Here is a 20738-nt window from a genome sequence, read left to right as displayed (position 1 = left end):
CCGCAAAACTTTAAAAGTGCGGAGTTAGTAGACAATCTCCTTGCTTTCAATATGGACCCGTTTTGTCTCTGCGTAGCCAAACAGAACCGGAAGTTTCAATAATCCCGAGCCTAGTGCGCTGTCGAGAATCCGCTGCACTTCTGCTTGATCCATCAGTTGGAGTTTGTTCGCCTCGATGGTCAGATCGACCAGCGCCTTTTCAATGGGCGCTACATGAGCATTGCAGGTCGGCTGCTTGGCGATTGACGGTCGCAACACGACGGTCATTGCCCCAGGACGGACAAAACGCTCCGCATCGCTTTTACCGGGATTCACCCATGCGTCCCACCCTGCTTCACGCAGAGCAACACCCACTGACTCAAGGGTGTCTTCTTCAGCGTAAAGAAAGTTCGTAGGTTGGGCGATCAGGTGCAAGGCAAACGGATTGCACTGGGTGGTGGACCAACAGCAGAAATCGAGCAGCGGGAATGCCTTGCTTACTGCCTTGATCAGCTTGGCAACCGGCTCGCGTGCGAGGGTAACCGGCTTGCTATGGCGGCTGTACCACCCCCGCCCGGCATCCGATACAAGGCCGGTGCTCATGGCTTGACTAAGGTACTTGCGGAGGGAGTTGTCGGCCAGCTCGATTCCATCGGCAGAGAGAGAGCGCTTGACGGCATCAATGGAAAAATACGCACTCTGTTCCTTGAGGACAGGAATCGTGCGGGTAAAGAGATGAGCTTTATGCGACAAGGTTGATTTCATTGCGGACAACTCATTTTTCCGACCAAATACTCTATCATCACCCTTGAACATGGAATGCAGGACACGGCGTATTGCCTGTAGTGAAGCTCAATGCCTTATCTTAAAAGAGCTACATTTGGATGATGATGTCCTTGAAAGCGTTAAGCCTGCTGTGGTCCCAATCCCATGCTCCGGCTTTCGAAGCCTCACCAATCTTCAAGCCGACAAAATCATTATTCCCGGAAAGGTATGAGTGAAGTTTGGTTTTATGCAATCGCGTAATTTCCTGCCCCTTGGACTGCAGGCATTGGATATACATATCGACGCATTCAAAAGTTGAGCCGTCTTTGACAATTTCTAGGCAGAGGTCTTCGAGAGTGCCGGGCAACAGATTGTTCTGATTGTCTGATTGGGCCGCAAGACCGGGGAATATCATGAAAGCTACGCGGGGAGTATTGCCGACGAATTCAAAGGAATTGCCGGGAACCGGCAAAGCTGCCTGTTGCAGTGATTTCCTCACATTATTGACAGCTGTAAGCGGGTTGGTTTCCGCATCGCGGGCTATTACTATGGTTGTAACCTTTTCATAGCCGGGGAGCATGTGCAATGCCTTTAGATACGCTGTAAGATCTGTTATCCCGCCAAAATCCATAACTTGGACATCATCAACACCAAAAGCAGCCAAGGCGCTGATAAAGAAATAGAGAGCATCAGCACCTTCAACCAGTAATAGTTTGGGCATTATGATTTGATTACGAGGAGCCATTTCAACGCACCTCCATGTTCGTCTCAATCGCTACCTTTAATAGTTCGTAGTCAAAACATTTAGCCGTTGTCTTATTGTCGGTCCTATCTACACGTACATAACTGAAGTCGTTTCTCAAATCCTCAGGAATCCCTTTATAAGCTGCCTCAAGACATTCATAACTATGAGTTGTGCCTATCACTTGGCAATCGTATTCACGTGCAGCTATTGAGACCGCCTCCCAAATCTTCGACATTGCAGAATAATGGATGCCGTTTTCAAATTCGTCTACGATCACAATACCTTTGTTCGCCGTGGCTATAGCGAGGATGATGGAGAGCAGCCTGGAAACCCCATCCCCCATATAGGACACCGGGATTTTTCTTGATAATCCGATGTCACCGTGGATTAGAGAGCTGTCTCCCATCGCAACAGAGGAAAGAGATTTCAGGTTTGGCTCGATGATTCTCAGAAAATCAACTATCTTGTCTTGCTTGCCCAAGATATCCAATTGTCCGAATTTTTGTGCATCTTCCGAAGGATTTGTTGCCACTCGTGCACCCAAAAAGGCAGCAGGACGTGATTCCATGCTGGCTTTATCAATATGAATCCCGATTCCACCAACTCCCATTAACAAATGGGCTGTTTGGTTTTTCATCTTCTTGCTGTCATAGACAAGATCCAAAGCGAACGAAGGTTCTGGCTTCTGATCGGTTCTAATTTGCGTAGGCTTTACTCCAGGTCTCATAGCTGTTGCCGGAATTGAAGGCAGCACATAATGCGGATTAAATTTAATGGTCATTTTCTCTTCATCGCTATTAACAGCGGCAACAATCGAAATTTTCTTGTTCAGATCATAATTATAGAAGACAGGCGCCCACATTGATTCAGGATCGAATGAAATAGCACCGACGCCTCTCAAGGCAAATTGGCGCAAAATCATCTGGGGGTTCAATCTGTCGTGAAACATGAAGAGTGCTTCAAGGATTGAGGTTTTCCCGACATTATTGCGACCACCCAGAAGGGAAATCCTGGATAATCTTGAAACTTCAAGTTCTTCAAATCCCTTAAACCCTTCAATTTTAAGTTTAGTGATCATTTTAATGCCTCCGCACAACAGTCAGTGTTTTATGAATATAGCCACTTAAGCTGTCATCTTGATTCCGCCGCCTAAAAGCCGGTTTGCTTCAATCGTGGTATATGCTCGAAAACTTCCGTCACTTCGTACCTTGTGTTTATGAAGATTCCAGTATCAGGATTCTGCTCCTGAAAAACCCGCAATGTCACCTTCAGCGCATCGCCAGGGGCGATCATTATTTCATGGGCGAAGAATCGATCATAGAAACGAGAATCAAGAACGGGAGCGGAGATTTTGAATCCACGCCAGTAGAACTCCCACTTGCGGTTTCCCCGTTCGAGGATGGCTCGTGAAATAACGAGGGTTGCCGCTTCTACGATCTCCCGCGAAGTTTCCTCGGTGAATGGATTTTGTTCGATAAGGGCGAATTTTTCTCTCGGCACATAGACCGGCGGGGGTGCGTCTATCATAGTGGGGCTTAAGCCAATACCTTCCACGGAAGGGTCAAAGGCAGCACTCTCAAAGACCTTGCCTATTGAGGAGGTAAATTTCGGAGACTTTTCCGCTGCTTTTTTCGCCTCGTAGACTTCTTTGGGAACGATGATCTTGTCATTGCCGGACTCAACAATGACGACATCCTGCGAGACGATTATTTTGGGCGGCGTCTCCGTCTTGATGACGGTTTCATAAATGTGGGTCGAGATTATTCCGTAAATGATCGCCTTTGCAGCCTCATGGGAAAAGATGTTCTTCGCCGTTTCAAATACGGTTCTGACCGTCGCTTTGAAACTGCCGCCAGAAAGACCCTCCACCACGACTTCGACCCGATAGCCGGGATTAACGGCAGCGTTTGCTGCTTGGATTGCATCCGAAAGATTTACAAGCGTCGAGGCCAAGGCATATGCGTTAATCTCTGGCCGTGGCGTCTTGAAGTAAAGCACGAAACGGTCAACTTCTCTCGCGATCTCTACAACTGACACTTGTTTCTCCTTTGGAAATTTCACGCTCGCAAAACACAATCAGATAGAACACATTCTAAGGTGCTTATCCAGCTTCAGATTTTCATGATAACCATTTGGATATGCCAATTTCAGAGCTTGTCGGTCAAAAATAGGATTTGTTTTGTGGATCACTGTATGGTGATTTGGACAAATTACCATTAGGTTGTCGTAATCATTGTTCATTGACCGAACAAACTGGATTACGTGATGTACCTCAACAATCCTTTGCTCATAGGGCTCCCCAAAATTATCACCACAAATTTGACACCGGTAGTCATAGAGAATTTTTAGATCCTCTCCGATCGAACGATCAAGCTTACGCACCTTTGCCAGCTGTGGACGCGTTAGTATTGAAGCAGAATCATCACGGCGTGCGAAGTCTCCAAATCTTTCAAACTCTTCCTCGGACAAGCCAGCTAACAATGTGTTGGCTTCGTAAAGTTCAGATTTGGTTATCACCTCCACTGTAAAAACATCTGGGCGTTGTGTCGTATAGAGTACAAAATATTCCCTACTGCCCTCTGGAAGGCGAACAAAAGTCTTTTTTCCTTTCAGTAGTTCCCGCTCTTGTTTCAGATATGCATAGCTGGACGGAAAAATCTGCCGAAGTCTTTGTGGTAGTCCACTCTTGGCAGTAAATCGAATCTGAACAACGTCAGAGTGACGGGCGTATTTCTCCCTATCGAAAGCTTGATTGATAAGCATTGCATCAAATGGCTGACCTTCGACAAGCAGGGTAATTCTTCTGCCAACGCCCCTTTCGTAGCCATTGAGCAGGGTTCTAAATGAAACCTGGAGGTGAACTGGAATCGTCAAGCCTTCGTGGAGTAGAGACCAGTCTACTTCTTTGCGATGTATGTATGATTGATCGAATGTCATAAGTCGATTCAGCAATACAGCCCGATAGAATATCAGCCGTTATTGATCCCGCGCCGCGTTCCGCCCAGAGACTCAATCTTTGTCCGAATGTCCCTCATTAATCCTGTAGCACTGATGCGGTTTGTCGGCAGCGGCACGACTTCTGTGTACTTTTGAATTGAAAACGCCACTAGGCCGGAGACAGCCTCAAGGGGCAGATCATATTCACGCGTTACCTGCAGAAGCGCATTGAGAACAAACGACAGCGGCTCCCTTTTTACTTCCTTGCCGGTACCCCGCCGCATCTCCAATGAGCGGCACATCCCCTCGACATCAAACTTCCAGCCTTTATGCCCCGAATGTTTTGCCTGAAGATCAATATCCCTGGCGGAGAAAGTCGCGACGGTGATTTCAGCATGCTCCAGCAGTTCCTCCACGGGAACAATGCTCTTTATCTTCTCCAGGGCTGAGCCAGCGAGATCGGCAACCGCAAGCAGCAGACATGTGTAGTCGTTATTCCGCCCAAGGAAGAATAGCCGGCCTCCATCTCCCAACGGCCGGGAGATTCCGCAGTCAAACCGGTTCTCGGCAATGAAATCCGGCAACAGTCTCAGGATGTCCTCGATCGTTTCCCTCTTCCGTCTGGCATTCACCGGGATAGCAGGCAGCCATGTCTGTGAGGTTACAACCGGTGAGCCGTACCTGAGATATCCCGGTTCGACGCCGAAAATCGCCGCCAGCCGCTCCAGGCTCTTGTCACGGGGAACGTAGGTTCCCTGTTCGTAGTTCCCCAGTGACGGCCTGGGCACTTCCGCCCTGAAAGCCAGCTCTTCCTGGGTCATTCCGCACAGCAATCTCAATAGTTTTATTCGGGTATGAATGTCCATGTTCGGCTTATTTAGCACAAATTATTATGGATTGCAAGAAAAGCCTTGCAAAACGAGTGCTCGTTATGCGAAGCGTATGTTACGCCAAAGGAGGATGATCTATGGACTGGGAAAAGTGGCGAAAGGAAGAGAACGAACGGCAACGAGAACTGGCGCTGGCTACCCCTCGTCGGCACCCTGCAGGAGAGGGTCCACAAGTATCAGGCCAGACAGCAGGAAATCCTGACGGAGGTGGCGGGGCTGCGGAGACAGAGGGAATTCCCCCTTGCCCAGCTCGGGAAAAAGCAGGTCATCACCTTCTGCTCGGCGCTCAAGGAAAAGTTGCAGGATCAGGATTCGAACTTTGGGAAGGAATACTTGAAATTGCTGGTGGAGGAAATCAGGGTGGACAAAAAAGAAGTGCGCCTGTCGGGCAGCTATGCTGCTCTGGCAGGCGCACTTTCTATGTCAACAAAACCGAGGCAACTTCCAAGAGCGCCCAGTTTTGTCCCTGTTTGGCTCCCCAACCCGGACTCGAACCAGGGACAAGGTGGTTAACAGCCACCTGCTCTACCGACTGAGCTATTGGGGAATGAGGAGACATTATTTACCATGCATTCGCCCGGGCGTCAAGGGGGAAAATGCATCCTCACCGTCGCTCCTTCCGAGCCTCGCGTTCACTCCTGTTTTACCCGGGGAATGAAGATCTGGTCCGGGTCGAGCACTTCGTGGATGAGATGGAGCTCTTCCTGCGTCGGCGGCTCGGTTTCTCCCGCGACCCGCGAGATGTCAAGGTCGAACTGGCAGAGCTCCCGAATCTCCCGGGGGGTCTTACCCGGGTGGCAGGTATCGAGGTACATCCGACCGCTTTCCCTGTCGAAGCGAAAGACGCCGGCGGTGCTGATGACCGCCGAGGGGCCGCCCCGGTAGGCGGCGCCGTAGAGCGACCGGCGGGGGACGAAGTCCCCTTCGGGCCACCTCTTCACCCGCCAGCCGGGGCTCGTGATGTAGCTCACGTTCTTCACGAAGCGCCGCTTTTCGTGGACCATGATGAAGACGGTCCGCCGGGCAAAGGAGTTGATGTCGGGGTTGCCGCCGCTGCCGGTGAGGCGCAGCTCGGGGTTCAGGTAGTCGCCGATGCAGGTGGTGTTCACGTTGCCGTACTGGTCCACCTCGGCGCCGCCGAGGAAGCCGAGGTCGACATACCCCCGCTGGGCGATGCTGAAGGCGTCATAGAGCCCCGAGGCCCGGGAGGCCCCCATCTCGCAGCGGGCGTCCCCCACGGAGGTGGGGATCTCGGGGGGGCGACCGTCGAGGGTGCCGGCTTCGAAGATCAGCTTCAGGCTCGGGGCGTGGGTCTTCTGGGCCAGCATGATCGCCACCATGGGGAGGCCGGTGCCGGCGAAGACCACCTCGTTGTCCCCCACCTCGCGGGAGGCGGCGCAGCAGAGCAGGTCGGCGAGTCCGTATTCTCCGGGTGCTGCGTACTCTTTTCCCATGTCACTCCCCCTTCTTTTCCCGGGCGCTGTAGTTGAGCGCCGTGTTCGCCTTGAGCTTGAGCATCCGCGGCCAGCCGAGCTTTTCGAGATAGCCCAGGTGATCGAGGCCGTGGATCCACTCCTTCGCGAAGTCGTCGAACCCCTCCTGGGTGCGGGTACGGCCATAGAAATCCTTGAGGAAGGCGCCGTCCACGTCGTAGCGGCCGAACATTCCGGTGGGGTGGGCACCGAAAGGGCACTCCACGACGTAATCCACCTCGAAGGAAGGGATGGTGTTGCGGTCGGCCTCCCGCCGCAGGTACTCCTCGGGGACGATCTCCTCAGCCATGACGATGGTGATGTCGGCGGTGCGGGCCGCCTCCGGGTCGGAGTAGTACTGGCCCGAAACCCGCACCGTCCCCTCCTCCCCCACCTGCTGGACGCACATGACCGCCACGTCCACCTTGGCCGCCGGCACCAGGACCTGCTGGCCGGCGCCGTAGAACGGGTCGTCCACGAACCGGTACTTGTGGCGGGGGATCCGGGAGTTGTTCCCGTCCCGCAGCCCGGCCCGGCCGAGCATGTCATAGGCGGGATTGTGGATATCGGTTCCGAGCGAGGTCTGGGTGGCGGCAAAGGGAGCGCCGGCGGCGCCGGCGGCGAAGCGGAACATCATCTCGGCGTGGCTGTAGTCTTCGACAATGATCTCCCCGTTCCCCACCCGGCGGGAGAGGTTGGCGCCGTACTTGCCGTAGAGTTCATGCCCCACCCAGCACGACTCCCAGATGTCGACACAGCCGGCGCCGACGAGGAACTCCGTCTGGGGACCGCCGTTCACCTCGATGAGATGGAGCCCCCTGCGACGCTGGCGGATCAGCTCGAAGACGATCGCCATGGGCCGGCGCCAGATGGTGAAGCCGGAGAAGGTGAGGCTCGCGCCGTCCGTGATGATCTCGGCGGCCTGCTGCAGGGTGATGCGCTTGCTGCTCATACCAACCTCCTTGCAGGATCAGATTACGCGCTGAAATTCTTCAGAATCTCCCTTGCGATGACCACCCGCTGGATCTCGTTGGTCCCTTCGTAGATGGAGGTGATCCGGGCATCCCGGGCGTAGCGCTCCACGGGGAAATCGCGGGTGTAGCCGTAGCCGCCCAGCATCTGGAGCGCCTTGTAGCAGGCGCGGTTGGCCGCTTCGGTGGCGTACATCTTGGCCATGGAGGCCTCCTTGGCGAAGGAACGCCCCTGGTCCTTGCGAAACGCCGCATTCATGAGGAGGAGCCGCGCCGCCTCCAGCTCGGTGTAGGCATCGGCCACCATCCACTGGATCGCCTGGAAGGAGCTGATCTTCTGGCCGAACTGGGTCCGCTCGGTAGCGTAGCGGGTGGCGTGGTCCATGGCCGCCAGCCCGACGCCGAGCGCCAGCGACCCGATCCCGATCCGCCCCCCCGCCAGTTCCGCCACGGCGATCCGGAAGCCGTCGTTGAGTTTCCCCATCATGGCGCTCTTGGGGATGCGGCAGTCGGCGAAGATCACCTCGGTGGTGGCCGAGGCGTGCTGCCCCATCTTCTCCTCTTCCTTGCCGATCACGAGCCCCGGCGTTCCGGCCTCCACCAGGAAGCAGCTGATCCCCTTCCCCTTCGGCGCCTCCCGGTCGGTCACCGCCCAGACCACGAAGACCCCGGCATAGGGGGCGCTGGTGATGAAGATCTTGGAGCCGTTCAGCACCCAGGAGTCGCCGTCGTCAACGGCCTGGGTGGCCATCCCCGCCGGGTCGGAGCCGGCGCAGGTCTCGGTGAGGGCAAAGCTCCCGGCGGCGTATTCGCCGGAGCAGATCCGGGGGATGTAGCGCCGCTTCTGCTCCTCGGAGCCGACCGCCTGGATCACCTCGGCCACCATGTTGTTGACCGAGACGGTGACCGCGGTGGAGGCACAGGCCCGGGCGATCTCGGTCATGGCCACGCTGAAGGAGACGGCCCCCGCCTCGGCGCCGCCGAACTCCTCCCGGACATTGAGCCCCATGAACCCCAGCTCCGCCAGCTTCTTCAGGTTGGCGAGGAGGGGACCCCGCTCGCTTCCCCGGTCGAGCTCCACCGCCACCGGCTCCAGCTCGGCCCGGGCGAACTCCCGGGCGGTCTCCTGGATCAGCTTCTGTTCTTCGGTCAGATCGAGATGCATCGGTGCCTCCCGTTGCCCCTACACCGCCCTCATTGCGCCAGCTTGGCCGTCAGGGCCGGCACGAACTGCATCACGTCGGCCACCACCAGGACGTCGGCCACCTCGCCGATGGGGGCGTCCCTGTCCTTGTTGATGGCGACGATGAAGTCGGATTTTTTCATCCCGGACAGGTGCTGGATGGCGCCGCTGATGCCGCAGGCGACGTAGAGCCTGGGACTCACGCTCTGGCCGGTGGTCCCCACCTGGTGGCTGTGCTCCACCCAGCCGGCGTCCACCACCGGACGGCTCGCGCCGAGCTCGCCCCCCAGGGCCTTGGCCAGGGCCTCGATGACCGGGACGTTCTCCTTCTTCCCCACCCCGCGGCCGGCACTGACGATCACCTCGGCCCGGGTGAGGTCCACATCTTTCTTCTCGGCGGGCTCGTAACCCACGAACTCCACCACCGACGCCCCATCGGCCACGTCGATCCGCTCCAGCCGCGGCGCCCCCACGGGGGTGCCGGCGAAGCCGAAGGCCCCCGCCTGGATGGTGAGGACCGCCTTGCCGCTCTTGGGGGTGACGGTGCGGCGCATCTTGGCGTTGCAGCACCCCACCTCGAAGCCCCCCTCCACAATGCCGACGATCTCCGAGACCTGGCCGGCCCGCAGGGCCGCGGCCACCCGGGGGGCCAGGTCCCAGCCGTAGGAGGAGTGGACGAAGACAACGCAGTCGGCGTTTTCACGCGCCACCGCCTCCAAGACGATCCGCTTGTGGACGTCGGGGTTGTACTCGCCGTATTTGGCGACGTCGGCCAGGTAGACCGTGCCGTCAAAGGCGGGAAGGGCGCTGTCGCTTCCGATGAGGACCATCGCCCGCTCCGCGCCGAGGCGTTCGGCAAAGGCGAGGAGTTCGCAGGTTGAATCGAGAAGCTTTCCTTCCCGGTATTCGCAGACAAGCAGTGCTTTCATATAAGGTCTCCCGTCGTAGGGGCGATCCTTGTGATCGCCCGTTTGCGCGGTCTGGGCGATCACAAGGATCGCCCCTACTCCCTCACCTCAGTACCGTGGTTTTTTCCTTCAGGATCCCGCAGAGCTGCTCCACGAGGTTCCCCACCTCCCCTTCCAGCACGACCCCGCCCCCCTTTTTCTCCGGCGGGTAGAAGCGCGCCGTGGCGGCCACGGCCTCTTCCTGCAGCAGCTCGGCGACCGGGACGGCAAGGATCTCCTTCTTCTTCGCCTTCATGATGTTGGGGAGGGTCGGATAGCGGGGAATGTTCAGCCCGAGCTGGCAGGTGACAACGGCCGGCAGTCGCAGCTTCGCCACCCCCTTGACCCCTCCCTCCAGCTCGCGCCTGGCGGTCACCACCCCGTCGGCGAAGGCGAACCCCACGAGGGTCGTGGCGCAGGCAAAGCCGAGGAGCTCCGCCACCAGCACCCCCACCTGGGCCGAACCCCGGTCCTGGGACTGCATGCCCGTGAAGATGAGATCGAACCCTTCCCCCTTGGCAAATGAGGCGATGACCTAGGCGATCTGCCACGGGTCCTTCCCCTGGGGGGTCGGGTCCTGGACGTGGACCCCCCGGTCGCACCCCATGGCGAGGGCCTTCTTGATCGCCTCGTTCACCCGGTCGGGGCCGATGGAGAGAACCGTCACCTCCGGCTCGCCCCCCAGCTGCTCCTTGAGCTGCACCGCCTGTTCCACGGCGTATTCGTCGTACTCGTTCATCCGGAAGGCCAGGTCCTTTTCCTCGAACCAGGTGCCGGCAGCGTCGGGTTTGAAGCGGGACTCCAGGTCGGGAACCTGTTTGACACAGACGAGAATTTTCATTTGAACCTCCGATCCGTAGGGGCGATCCTTGTGATCGCCCTTCAAATGGGCGAATACAAGATTCGCCCCTACAAAACCACCAACCTTTCGACAATAATCTCCGCCAGGTCCCGCACCCGCATCCTCCCCTCGAAGCCGCCGGTCTTGATCCCGTCCTCGAACATGGTGAGGCAGAAGGGGCAGTTGGCCACCAGAAGCGGCGCACCGGTCTCTTCGGCCATCCGGACCCGGGCCTCGCTGATCTTCGTCCCGAGCTTCTCCTCCGCCAGGATCCGCCCGCCGCCGGCGCCGCAGCAGAAGCTGTCGCAGCCGGATTTGTCCATCTCCCGCAGATCCCCGCCGGCGGCGGCGAGGACGGCCCGGGGCTCGGCGAAGATATCCTTGTAGCGCCCCAGGTAGCAGGAGTCGTGGTAGGTGAAGGGGAAGCGCTCCGCCGGGGAGAGGGCAAGGCCCCCTTTCCGGATGAGGCCGTGGATGAAGGTGGCGTAGTGCTCGGTCTCCAGCTCGAACCCCAGGTCCCGGTAGTCGCGGGAGAGGGTGTTGAAGCAGTGGGGGCAGGTGGTGACGACCTTCCGCGCCCCGCTTCCCTTCATCGCCTCGATGTTCTCGGCGGCCGTCATCTGGTAGAGGTACTCGTTGCCGAGCTTGCGCACCGGCTCGCCGCAGCACTTCTCCTCCTTGCCGAGGATCCCGACCCGGATGCCGGCTGCGGCGCAGATCCGCACGAAGCTTCTCGCCACCTCCCGGTTTCGCTTGTCGAAGGAGGCGTAGCAGCCGGCGAAGTAGAGGATGTCGGCCTCTTCGCCCTCTGAAACCCTGGCCACGGGAAGCCCCTCGGCCCAGTCGCCCCGGCCGGCGTAGGCGAGGCCGAAGGGGTTGCCGTTCACCTCCACGTTGCTGACCGCCGTGCGGACCTCGTCGCCGGGGAATTCCCCCGCCATGAGGGAGAGGCTGCGGCGCATCTCCAGGATCTTGTTCACGTGCTCGATCTCCGCCGGGCAGATATCCTGGCAGGCGCGGCAGGTGGTGCAGCTCCAGAGGGCATCGGCGGTGACGGTCTCCACCAGGTAGGAGTCGGGGGCGGTGCAGGCCGCCTCCCCCACCTGCTTCACCACCTTCATGGGGGAGAGGGGCTTCTCCGTTGCGTGGGCCGGGCAGCGGTCCTGGCAGCGCTTGCAGCTCGTGCAGGCGTCGGCGTCGAAGATATCCTTCCAGGTGAGGTCGGTCACCTTGGTGGCGCCGAACTGCTCCAGCGCCTCGTCCTCCAGGTTGAGGGTGGCGATGGTCCCCTTCTCCTCCAGGGGGGCGAAGAAGGCGTTGACGCTGGTGGTCAGGATGTGGCGGAGCTTGGTGTAGGGGAGCGCGGCGAAGAGGCCGAGGACGAGGGCGAAGTGGGTCCACCAGAGGACCTGGTGCGTGGTGCGGATGGAGTCGTCGGTTAACCCCGTGAAGAGGTGGGCGAAGACGTATCCCACGGGGGAGAAGCGGGCCAGGGCGGGATTCTGCGGCAGCTCGGTGGCGGCCATCCGCGCCCCCTCCACGCAGAAGCCGGTGACGAGGATGGCGAAGAGGAGCTGGTGGACGATGTAGTCGTCGTTGACGGTCTCCAGCCCCGCCGGCTTCACCATGAAACGGCGGATGAAGAGGGCGGCCAGCATCAGGATCGCCACGAGGCCGGCCAGGTCGAGCACCAGGGAGAAGGCCTCGTAGAACTCCCCCGAGAGGATGTTCACGCGCATCAGCGGGGTGAAGAAATCGGCCTGGAGCATCACCACCATCGTCCCCCCAAAGAGGGTGAGGAACCCCCAGAAGAAAAAGGCGTGGGGGATGCCGCCGTCCTTCACCCTGGCCACCTTCTCCTGGCTGAGCACATGGGAGACGAGGCGCCTGGCCCGCTCGTCATAGCGGTCGAACCGGTCGAGGGGCTTTCCCTGGCGCCAGACGGGAAGCCGCTGCCAGAACCCCCAGGCGGCGATCCCGAGGGCGGCCAGGGCGAGGAGATACATGGGGATCACGACCCCGTGGCCGATGTTCCAGTAGATTTCGCGGGTGGCTTCCATTGGATCAGTTCCTCGTAGGGGCGATCCTTGTGATCGCCCTTCAATCGGGCGAATACAAGATTCGCCCCTACAACACCATTTCTGGCCTACGACAACAGCAGCTTCGAGATAACCACCCGCTGGACCTCGTTGGTCCCCTCGTAGATCTCGGTGATCTTGGCGTCGCGGTACATCCGCTCCACCTCGTAGTCGCAGATGAAGCCGTAGCCGCCGTGGATCTGGATCGCCTCTTTGGTGACGTAGGTGGCGGCCTCGGAGGCGAGCATCTTGCACAGGGCCGACTCCATGGTGTAGCTCTTCTTGCTGTCCTTGAGGCAGGCGGCCTTGTAAGTCATGAGCTTGCTCGTCTCGATCCTTGCCCACATGTCGGCCAGCTTGAACTGGATCGCCTGGAGGTCGCAGATGGGGGCGCCGAACTGCTTCCGCTCCTTAGAGTAGGCGAGGGCCCGCTCGAAGGCCCCCTCGGCGATCCCGAGGGCCTGGGAGGCGATGCCGATGCGGCCGCCGTTCAGGGTATCCATGGCGATCTTGAACCCCTGCCCCTCGGCGCCCAGGAGGTTTTCCGCCGGGATCCGGACGTTGTCCAGGGCGAAGGCGGTGGTGTAGCTGCCGCGGATCCCGAGCTTCTTCTCGTTCTTGAGGATGGTGACGCCGGGGCTCTTCAGGTCGATGATGAAGGCCGACACCCCCTTGTGCTTCAGGCTCCGGTCGTGGGTGGCGAAGACGACGCCGGTCCCCAGGTAGCCGCCGTTGGTGATGAAGATCTTGGAGCCGTTGAGGACGAATTCGTCCCCTTCGCGGCGGTAGGTGGTGGAGAGGGCACCGGCGTCGGAACCCGCGTCGGGCTCGGTCAGGAGGAAGCAGCCGATCACCTCGCCCGAGTTCAGGGCCGGGAGCCACTTCTTCTTCTGCTCCTCGGTGCCGAAGGTATGGATGGGGCCGCAGGCAAGCGAGGTGTGGGCCGAGATGAGGACGCCGCTGGAGCCGCACGCCTTGGAGACCTCTTCCACCACGATGGCGTAGGAGAGCATGTCGAGGCCGGCACCGCCGTACTCCTCGGGGAGGTAGCTCCCCATGAACCCCATCTCCCCCATCTTCCGCACCAGCTCGTCGGGGATCGCGTGCTCCTCGTCGATTTTGGCGGCAATGGGTTTTACTTCCTTCTCCACGAAGTCCCGCACGGCGTCCTGCAATACCTTGTGGTCCTGGCTCAGCTCGAAGTTCATGGGTTGCCTCCATTAATGGCTGATGTAGGGGCGATCCTTGTGATCGCCCTTCGAATGGGCGAATACAAGATTCGCCCCTACACAACGTGTTACCGTCCCGTGAAAACCACCTTCCGCTTCTCCGCGAAGGCCCCCATCCCCTCCTTCTGGTCAGAGGTCGAAAAGAGCACCCCGAAGAGGGAGGCCTCGTAGCGGAAGCCGTCTTCCTTCACCATGTTGAGCCCGTTGGCGATGGCGTTCTTGGCGTAGGAAACGCCGAGGGTGCCCACCCCGGCGATGGCTGCGGCGGTCTCCCGGGCCTTCGGCAGCAACTCCTCCGGGGCGAAGACCTCGTTCACGATCCCCCAGGCCAGGGCCTTGTCGGCAGTGACCATCCGGCCGGTGAAGATCAGCTCGTTGGCCCGGTTCTTCCCGATGAGCCTTGCCAGGTTCTGGGTGCCACCGAAGCCGGGCATGATCCCGAGGGTCACCTCGGGGAAACCGAGCTTCGCCTTCTCCGAGGCGTAGATGAAGTCGCACCCCAGGGCCAGCTCCAGCCCGCCCCCCAGGGCGAAGCCGTTCACCGCGGCGATGACCGGCGTTTTCATCTTCTCCATGGCCATCATGACGTGCTGCCCCTTCAGGGCGAACTGGTGCCCCTCGTAGGAGTTCATCTCCGCCATCTCCTTGATGTCGGCCCCGGCCACGAAGGCCTTCTCGCCGGCACCGGTCAGGACGATCGCCTTCACTGCCGGGTCGTACTCCAGCTGGTAGAGGGCGGAGGCGAGCTCCGTCAGCACCTCCCCGTTCAGGGCGTTGAGGGCCTGGGGGCGGTTCACGGTGAGGGTGGCGACGCCGGCGGCGGTCTCGATGAGCAGGTTCTTGAATTCCATGGGTTGTCTCCTGTAGGGGCGATCCTTGTGATCGCCCTTGAATCGGGCGAATACAAGATTCGCCTCTACAAAATCCCGGTTCTAATAGGTGTAGAATCCCCGTCCCGACTTGCGCCCGAGATGCCCAGCGTTCACCATCTTCACCAGGAGCGGGCAGGGGCGGTACTTGGGGTCCTTGAAGCCGTCGTAGAGGACGTTCATGATCGCCAGGCAGGTGTCGAGGCCGATGAAGTCCGCCAGGGACAGGGGCCCCATGGGCTGGTTGGTGCCGAGCTTCATCCCCTTGTCGATGTCCTCGGCGGTGGCGATCCCCTCGTAGAGGGCGAAGACCGCCTCGTTGATCATCGGCATGAGAATCCGGTTGACGATGAAGCCGGGGTAGTCCTGGGAAACCGCCATCTCCTTGTCGAGCTTCGCCACCAGGGCGGCGGTCGTGGCGAAGGTCTCGTCGCTGGTGGCGTGGCCGCGGATCACCTCCACGAGCTTCATGACCGGCACCGGGTTCATGAAGTGCATGCCGATCACCTTCTCGGGACGCCGGGTGACGGCGGCGATCTTGGTGATGGGGATGGAGGAGGTGTTGGAGGCGAGGATGGCGCCGCTCTTCACCGTCTCGTCGAGCTTGCGGAAGATCTCCAGCTTCAGCGGCTCGTTTTCGGTCACCGCCTCCACGGCGAAGTCGACGGCGGCGAGGTCGGCCAAGGCCTGGGTCGTCCGGATCCGCCCTACGGTTTCCCCAACCAGCGCCTCGGGGATCGCCCCCTTCTTCGCCTGGCGCTCCAGGTTCTGCCTGATGGTGACGAGCGCCTTCTCCAGCTGTGACGCCGCGATGTCGAAGAGCACCACCTGGTGGCCAAACTGGGCGAAGACGTGGGCGATGCCGTTACCCATCTGCCCTGCGCCGAGAACACCGACTTGTTTAATCATAGAAATCCTCCCCGTAAAAGGTTAATACATGCCATGAGGATTTGCCACAGAGGCTCAGAGAAAATCCTCTGGAAACTGGTTTGCCTTTCTGATTCGAATGTCACACCCGCTCGAAGATCACCGCCACCGCCTCCCCTCCACCGATGCACAGCGTCGCCAGACCGTAGCGGGCCTTTCTCCGGTGAAGCTCCCGGATGACGGTGGCGGCAAGCCGCCCGCCGCTGGCGCCGATGGGGTGGCCGAGGGCGCAGGCGCCGCCGTTGACGTTCACCTTCCCGGGATCGAGGGAAAGCCCCTTGATGGCGATGAGGGGGACCGAGGCGAAGGCCTCGTTGATCTCGAAGAGGTCGATGTCGGCGAGCGCAATCCCCGCCTTCTCGCAGACCTTCCGGATGGCGCCGACGGGGGCCTCGGGGAAGTGGTCCGGGTGACGGCTCTCGGTGGCGGCCGCCACGATGCGCGCCTTCGGCGTCAGGTTGAAGTGCTTTAGCCCCGCCTCGTCGGTGAGAAGGGCCAGGGCGGCACCGTCGTTGATGCTGGAGGCGTTGCCGGCGGTGATGGTGCCCTCTTTTTTGAAGACCGGCCGAAGCTGCGTAAGTTTCGCAATGTCGACCTTGAACGGCTCCTCGTCGTCCGTGAGGGTCACGTCCACCTTTTTCCCCTGCTTCACGAAGGGAACGATCTCGTCCCGGAAGACCCCTTCCTTCACCGCCGCCTGGGCCCGCTGGTAGGAGCGGAGCGCGAAGGCGTCCTGCTCCTCTCGGGTGAGGCTGTTCCGGGCGGCGCTATCCTCGCCGATCTCCCCCATGTGGCGGCCGGTGTAAGGGTCCTGGAGGCCGTCGTAGATCATGAGGTCGATCAGCTCTCCGTGCCCCATCCGGTAGCCGCAGCGGGCCTTCTTGAGGAGGTAGGGGGCGCACGACATGCTCTCCATCCCGCCGGCTATGACGAGCCTGGCGTCGCCGAGCCGGATGGTGTCGGCACCGAGCATGATCGCCTTCAGGCCGCTGCCGCAGACCTTGTTGATGGTCATGGCATGGGTCGAGTCGGGGATCCCCGCCCCGCGCATCGCCTGTCGCGCCGGTGCCTGGCCGCAGCCGCCGGAAAGGACCTGCCCGACGATCACCTCGTCCACCGACGCCGGATCGAGGCCGGCCTTTGCCAGGAGCCCCTTCATGACGACGGCGGCCAGCTTCGATGCCTCCACGTCGGCGAACATCCCGCAGAATGAACCGAACGGCGTTCTTAGCGCATCCACCACGAATATCTCGTTCATCGATTCCTCCCCATCTGTATGTCACGTTTGTAGACAATATAAATACAGTTTACGTACATGTCAAGCATATCCAAAACGCTTTTATATAATTATTACCTCTGCGCCTGCGCTCCTCCCTTTATTTATGTTATTTCGTAGCTCATACAATACAACCGCACCCGTGCATTTTTTCACCGACAAGGGCGGCTACTCCGTATTTTACGTCAAGGTAATTACTACGGGAGCTGGAACGAGTCGAGGCGGTAAAGCTCCGCCCCCTGAACGGGGGCGGGGACGGATCAGAAGAAGTAGAAAGCGGCAAACCGGGCGACGTTGGCGGTACCGCTCCCCGCCAGCCCAGCCAGGTTGCCGGTGCCGTTGGTGACGTTGCCGTACCGGGTGTTGAGGTTCTGGTATTCCACCGCCAGCCGCACCGCGGCGTTCAGGTCGTAGGCGATGTTGGCGTAGAGGTTGGAGTTGGATTTCTCGAAGTTGCTGATGCCGCTGTAGTTCCCGTAGTTATAGGCGGTCCTCCGCCCGTAGCCGGCGGTTATCCCCAGGTCCTGGGTGGGGTAGAAGATGAGCTGGCCGTAGAAGCCGTACCCCTTGGCGGCGGTCTTGCTTCCCGCGGGGCCGACCACGGTCGCCGCAGTGGCGCCGTTCACGCTCTGGTTGGCCGCCATGTAGAGCTGTCCCTCGAAGGAGGCGGTCATCGCCCGGCTCTTGCCGTCCCTGGAGGGGAGGAGCGGCACGAAAGTGTAGAAGCCGTACCCCCAGGTGTCGACGCTCTTGTTGTTCCCTCCCAGGTCCTGCTTGCCGTAGAGGCCGAAGAGGCCGGCGGTGAGGGAGTTCATGGAGAGACCGAAGTAGCCGGGGGCGACTCCGAGGCTTTTGCTGATGAGCATCGCCTGCCCCGCCACGTTCACGTTCCCCCCCCACGAATCGCTGCTCGCCCCGCTCTGGGCGTTGGCATCCTGCACCGGGTTCTGCACCCCGAGGACCAGCCGCAGGGCGTTGTCGGGAGTCAAATCCACCCGCTGCGACACCCGCACCTGGGGGACCCGGGGGTTGTTGGGGGCGCCGGTCTTGTTGCCGGAGCCGAAATCGACGGTGGAGGAGATGGCCGGCCCGAAGATGTCGTAGGCCTGCCCCACCAGCAGCTGGGTTTTGGCCCAGTCGAGGGTGGCGTTGGCAAGCCGCAGCCGCAGGTTGGGGCTCTCGTTGGAGGCGCCGTTGGCGCCGTAGAAATCCGCCTCGATGATGGCGTTGGTCTTGGCGCCGAGGAAGTTCGGCCCGGCGACCTTCAGCCAGAAGCGGGACTGGCGGGCGGTGAAGATGGACTGGTCCTGCTGGCCGGCGGCGGAACTGCTCTTGGGGATGCCGTTCTGGAGCGTCCCCAGGGCGCCGTTGGCCCCCAGGTTCACCGAGTTGTAGGCGTAGTCGAGCTTGACGAACCCGCCGATGGAGAGATTGAACTTGCTGGTGACCGGCGACGCCATCTTGCCGTAGATGCCGGGGGCCACCTCGCAGGAAGGCTGGAAATCGCAGTTGTAGGCCGGCGCCGTGGCCTGGGGCACCTCCTGGGCCAGGGCGGGCGAAGCCAACATCAGTGCTGCTGCAACCGATACGGATGCTCTCTTGATCATTCATTCCTCCTTCATGGTCATTGGAAAATGTCGCCAACTACTCTCCTGCCACGCTCACCCGCAGCCCGCGCCACACCTCCTCTTCCCCGCCACTCCTGCCGCTCCGGGGCAGCCGGCGGATCTGGTCAAAGCCGAAAAATCGCCTCATTCCACCCTCACCAGGTCGTTCACCCGGGCCTCGCCGCCCCGGTCGAGGGTCCCGCAGGCTGCCCCGGGGCCGCCCGGCTCGGTGATCGTCACCGTCCCCACCAGGGGGCCCGGGACAAAGCCGATCCCTTCAACCACACTGCCGCCGCGATGCACCGGCAGCTTCACCCCGGGCTTGAGGCCGACGCCCCGCTCGGCGGTGAAGCAGACCCGCCCCTTGTCCACCGAGACCACCCGGTAGTAGCGGGGATAGGAATGGGCCTCCTCCCCCGTTGCCGGGGGCGAAGGGGCCTCGCCGGCACCCCGGGTCGCCGCTTCGTACCCTTTCTTCACCAGCTCCCCCCCGCGGGGGATGCCGCTCTCCACATAGCGTCGCGGGACCCAGATGGTCGCCGGGGCGGCAGGGGACATGGTGGCAGCCGGGTTGTCGACCTCCACGTACTCTTCGGAGGGACCGGGGACCGGGCGGGTTCCCGCGCACCCCGCAAGGGCGAAGAGCACGATGCAAGCAAGCAGGGGGTAACGTTTCATTTAGTTGCTCCTTTCCATGACCGGCCGTTCCGGTTGATAGATGCCGCCAGGGGGCTCCGAGTAGCCGACGCAGGTGCCGCGAAGCTCGCGGTGGATGGTGTCGAGCATCTCCCACACGTTTTCGACCCCTTCGCCCACCCGGGCATTGATCGCCAGGGGGAGGGAGCCGAGGAGGAGCATCCGGAGGTTGCCGCACCCTGCGCCCCCTCCGAGCACCTCAAAGATCTTGCGGGTCAGCCCCTTGCCCACCGGAACCCCCACCAAGAGGTCGAGCCGCTCCTGGATCTTCCGGCAGTTGTCAGTGGGGGAGCGGGAAAAGTTCGCGCGGATGGCCCGGATGGCAAGGGATTCGGGCTCCACGGTGGCTTCCACCACCAGGTCGTGGAACCGGTCCACCATGGTGGCGGTCAGCACGATGGCGTGATCCGCCGCTCTCCTGATGCTGAAGGTGATGTTCCTCTGAAAACCGTTCATCGGCGTCACTCCTCTCTCCCTCGGGGGCGCTCCCCGGCTAGAGCGCCATCGTTCCCACGCCGCGAGGGACGGCCAGGGGGGCGTCCGTCGCCCGGACAACTTCGTCGGGAGTCACCCCCGGCGCCAGCTCCCGGAGCACCAGCCCGTCGGAGGTGACGTCCATCACCGCCAGATCGGTGATGATCCGGTTCACTACCCCCTTGCCGGTGAGGGGGAGGGTGCACCGCCTCAGGATTTTGGGCTGGCCGCTCTTGCTGCCGTGCTCCATCACCACCACGATCTTCTTCGCCCCGTGGACCAGGTCCATGGCCCCTCCCATCCCCTTCACCATCTTGCCGGGGATCATCCAGTTGGCCAGGTCGCCGGCGGCCGACACCTCCATCCCCCCGAGGATGGCGAGGTCGATGTGCCCCCCCCGGATCATGGCGAACGACTCGGCGCTGCTGAAGATGCAGGCCCCCGGGATCATGGTGATGGTCTCCTTCCCGGCGTTGATCAGCTCCGGGTCCACCTCGCTCTCCCGCGGATAGGGGCCGATCCCGAGGAGTCCGTTCTCCGACTGGAGGACCACCTGCCGGTCGGGGGGGATGTAGTTCGCCACCATGGTCGGGATACCGATCCCCAGGTTCACGTAAAAGCCGTCCTCAACCTCCTGCGCCGCCCGCCGGGCCAGCTGTTCCCGTGTCAATGCCATTGCCTCTCTCCTCTCCACGTGAATCCGTAAGCCCGGGAATCCCGCCTACGCTCAGAGCACCCTGTTTCTGCCTCTCCAGGGCTCATTCCGCTACGGCCGATCAACTCACCCTGACGGGTTCGGACACGATCGGCCGCTCTCGCTCCATTCGCCCGGATCGGCGACGAAACAGGGCA

19 protein-coding genes, 1 tRNA gene and 1 pseudogene are annotated in these 20738 nt (G+C 60.7%); all 21 read right to left on the bottom strand.

All coding sequences use genetic code 11. The features are described 5' to 3' along the window. Positions 1-24 precede the first annotated feature (24 nt). Complete coding sequence (locus tag M6689_RS14885; protein WP_298273238.1) at positions 25-744, bottom strand: DUF6577 family protein; 720 nt, start codon at positions 742-744, stop codon at positions 25-27. Between the two features lie 109 nt (positions 745-853). Further along, complete coding sequence (locus M6689_RS14880) at positions 854-1489, bottom strand: DUF3226 domain-containing protein (protein WP_298273236.1); 636 nt, start codon at positions 1487-1489, stop codon at positions 854-856. 1 nt (position 1490) lies between these two features. Then, positions 1491-2567, bottom strand: a complete 1077-nt coding sequence (locus M6689_RS14875; RefSeq protein ID WP_298273235.1) for an ATP-binding protein — start codon at positions 2565-2567, stop codon at positions 1491-1493. 71 nt (positions 2568-2638) lie between these two features. Next, entirely contained in the window at positions 2639-3526 is an 888-nt protein-coding gene (locus M6689_RS14870; protein ID WP_298273234.1) for a hypothetical protein, read from the bottom strand. Between the two features lie 39 nt (positions 3527-3565). Continuing rightward, positions 3566-4426, bottom strand: coding sequence for an HNH endonuclease signature motif containing protein (locus M6689_RS14865; RefSeq protein ID WP_298273233.1), 861 nt, complete (start codon positions 4424-4426; stop codon positions 3566-3568). 32 nt (positions 4427-4458) lie between these two features. Continuing rightward, positions 4459-5292 (bottom strand): helix-turn-helix transcriptional regulator, encoded by an 834-nt coding sequence (locus M6689_RS14860; RefSeq protein ID WP_298273232.1) that lies wholly within the window; start codon positions 5290-5292, stop codon positions 4459-4461. A gap of 495 nt (positions 5293-5787) precedes the next feature. Beyond that, positions 5788-5863, bottom strand: a tRNA-Asn gene (locus M6689_RS14855). An 85-nt stretch (positions 5864-5948) separates the two neighbouring features. Next, positions 5949-6770 carry a CoA-transferase subunit beta gene (locus M6689_RS14850; RefSeq protein ID WP_298273231.1) on the bottom strand — a complete coding sequence of 274 codons (822 nt, stop codon included), beginning with the start codon at positions 6768-6770 and terminating at the stop codon, positions 5949-5951. A 1-nt stretch (position 6771) separates the two neighbouring features. Then, a complete protein-coding gene (locus tag M6689_RS14845; protein ID WP_298273230.1) occupies positions 6772-7740 on the bottom strand; it encodes a CoA transferase in 969 nt (322 codons plus the stop codon). 23 nt (positions 7741-7763) lie between these two features. Further along, positions 7764-8924, bottom strand: coding sequence for an acyl-CoA dehydrogenase family protein (locus M6689_RS14840; RefSeq protein WP_298273228.1), 1161 nt, complete (start codon positions 8922-8924; stop codon positions 7764-7766). 29 nt (positions 8925-8953) lie between these two features. Continuing rightward, on the bottom strand, positions 8954-9871 hold the full coding sequence (locus tag M6689_RS14835) for an electron transfer flavoprotein subunit alpha/FixB family protein (protein ID WP_298273226.1): 918 nt from the start codon (positions 9869-9871) through the stop codon (positions 8954-8956). A gap of 82 nt (positions 9872-9953) precedes the next feature. Next, positions 9954-10730, bottom strand: a pseudogene (locus tag M6689_RS14830) (electron transfer flavoprotein subunit beta/FixA family protein). Between the two features lie 68 nt (positions 10731-10798). Beyond that, the gene (locus M6689_RS14825; protein WP_298273225.1) at positions 10799-12790 is read right to left on the bottom strand and encodes a heterodisulfide reductase-related iron-sulfur binding cluster; all 1992 of its coding nucleotides are present in this window, start codon (positions 12788-12790) and stop codon (positions 10799-10801) included. Between the two features lie 86 nt (positions 12791-12876). After that, positions 12877-14016 carry an acyl-CoA dehydrogenase gene (locus M6689_RS14820; RefSeq protein WP_298273223.1) on the bottom strand — a complete coding sequence of 380 codons (1140 nt, stop codon included), beginning with the start codon at positions 14014-14016 and terminating at the stop codon, positions 12877-12879. An 89-nt stretch (positions 14017-14105) separates the two neighbouring features. Next, on the bottom strand, positions 14106-14888 hold the full coding sequence (locus M6689_RS14815) for an enoyl-CoA hydratase-related protein (protein ID WP_298273221.1): 783 nt from the start codon (positions 14886-14888) through the stop codon (positions 14106-14108). A gap of 81 nt (positions 14889-14969) precedes the next feature. Further along, on the bottom strand, positions 14970-15815 hold the full coding sequence (locus tag M6689_RS14810; protein WP_298273219.1) for a 3-hydroxybutyryl-CoA dehydrogenase: 846 nt from the start codon (positions 15813-15815) through the stop codon (positions 14970-14972). 100 nt (positions 15816-15915) lie between these two features. Beyond that, positions 15916-17091, bottom strand: a complete 1176-nt coding sequence (locus tag M6689_RS14805; protein WP_298273218.1) for a thiolase family protein — start codon at positions 17089-17091, stop codon at positions 15916-15918. 278 nt (positions 17092-17369) lie between these two features. After that, the gene (locus M6689_RS14800; protein ID WP_298273217.1) at positions 17370-18716 is read right to left on the bottom strand and encodes a hypothetical protein; all 1347 of its coding nucleotides are present in this window, start codon (positions 18714-18716) and stop codon (positions 17370-17372) included. A gap of 144 nt (positions 18717-18860) precedes the next feature. Beyond that, a complete protein-coding gene (locus M6689_RS14795; protein ID WP_298273215.1) occupies positions 18861-19394 on the bottom strand; it encodes a hypothetical protein in 534 nt (177 codons plus the stop codon). Then, positions 19395-19868, bottom strand: a complete 474-nt coding sequence (locus M6689_RS14790; protein ID WP_298273214.1) for a DUF2889 domain-containing protein — start codon at positions 19866-19868, stop codon at positions 19395-19397. It abuts the gene before it with no gap. Positions 19869-19905: 37 nt separating this feature from the next. Continuing rightward, positions 19906-20562 carry a CoA transferase subunit B gene (locus M6689_RS14785; RefSeq protein WP_298273213.1) on the bottom strand — a complete coding sequence of 219 codons (657 nt, stop codon included), beginning with the start codon at positions 20560-20562 and terminating at the stop codon, positions 19906-19908. Between the last annotated feature and the right edge of the window lie 176 nt (positions 20563-20738).

Origin of the sequence: Geobacter sp. (genome assembly GCF_027327745.1) — a bacterium.
Lineage (GTDB): Bacteria > Desulfobacterota > Desulfuromonadia > Geobacterales > Geobacteraceae > Geobacter.
Note: the sequence above shows the minus strand (reverse complement) of the source record. Positions and strands in the feature narration are given on the sequence as shown.

Excerpts from the sequence above, each read along its gene's own strand:
- M6689_RS14820 (WP_298273223.1), bottom strand. The coding sequence starts at position 14,016 with ATGAACTTCGAGCTGAGCCAGGACCACAAGGTATTGCAGGACGCCGTG.
- M6689_RS14800 (WP_298273217.1), bottom strand. The coding sequence starts at position 18,716 with ATGATCAAGAGAGCATCCGTATCGGTTGCAGCAGCACTGATGTTGGCT.
- M6689_RS14860 (WP_298273232.1), bottom strand. The coding sequence starts at position 5,292 with ATGGACATTCATACCCGAATAAAACTATTGAGATTGCTGTGCGGAATG.
- M6689_RS14795 (WP_298273215.1), bottom strand. The coding sequence starts at position 19,394 with ATGAAACGTTACCCCCTGCTTGCTTGCATCGTGCTCTTCGCCCTTGCG.
- M6689_RS14825 (WP_298273225.1), bottom strand. The coding sequence starts at position 12,790 with ATGGAAGCCACCCGCGAAATCTACTGGAACATCGGCCACGGGGTCGTG.
- M6689_RS14810 (WP_298273219.1), bottom strand. The coding sequence starts at position 15,815 with ATGATTAAACAAGTCGGTGTTCTCGGCGCAGGGCAGATGGGTAACGGC.
- M6689_RS14790 (WP_298273214.1), bottom strand. The coding sequence starts at position 19,868 with ATGAACGGTTTTCAGAGGAACATCACCTTCAGCATCAGGAGAGCGGCG.
- M6689_RS14880 (WP_298273236.1), bottom strand. The coding sequence starts at position 1,489 with ATGGCTCCTCGTAATCAAATCATAATGCCCAAACTATTACTGGTTGAA.
- M6689_RS14840 (WP_298273228.1), bottom strand. The coding sequence starts at position 8,924 with ATGCATCTCGATCTGACCGAAGAACAGAAGCTGATCCAGGAGACCGCC.
- M6689_RS14865 (WP_298273233.1), bottom strand. The coding sequence starts at position 4,426 with ATGACATTCGATCAATCATACATACATCGCAAAGAAGTAGACTGGTCT.
- M6689_RS14805 (WP_298273218.1), bottom strand. The coding sequence starts at position 17,091 with ATGAACGAGATATTCGTGGTGGATGCGCTAAGAACGCCGTTCGGTTCA.
- M6689_RS14835 (WP_298273226.1), bottom strand. The coding sequence starts at position 9,871 with ATGAAAGCACTGCTTGTCTGCGAATACCGGGAAGGAAAGCTTCTCGAT.
- M6689_RS14815 (WP_298273221.1), bottom strand. The coding sequence starts at position 14,888 with ATGGAATTCAAGAACCTGCTCATCGAGACCGCCGCCGGCGTCGCCACC.
- M6689_RS14885 (WP_298273238.1), bottom strand. The coding sequence starts at position 744 with ATGAAATCAACCTTGTCGCATAAAGCTCATCTCTTTACCCGCACGATT.
- M6689_RS14875 (WP_298273235.1), bottom strand. The coding sequence starts at position 2,567 with ATGATCACTAAACTTAAAATTGAAGGGTTTAAGGGATTTGAAGAACTT.
- M6689_RS14785 (WP_298273213.1), bottom strand. The coding sequence starts at position 20,562 with ATGGCATTGACACGGGAACAGCTGGCCCGGCGGGCGGCGCAGGAGGTT.
- M6689_RS14850 (WP_298273231.1), bottom strand. The coding sequence starts at position 6,770 with ATGGGAAAAGAGTACGCAGCACCCGGAGAATACGGACTCGCCGACCTG.
- M6689_RS14845 (WP_298273230.1), bottom strand. The coding sequence starts at position 7,740 with ATGAGCAGCAAGCGCATCACCCTGCAGCAGGCCGCCGAGATCATCACG.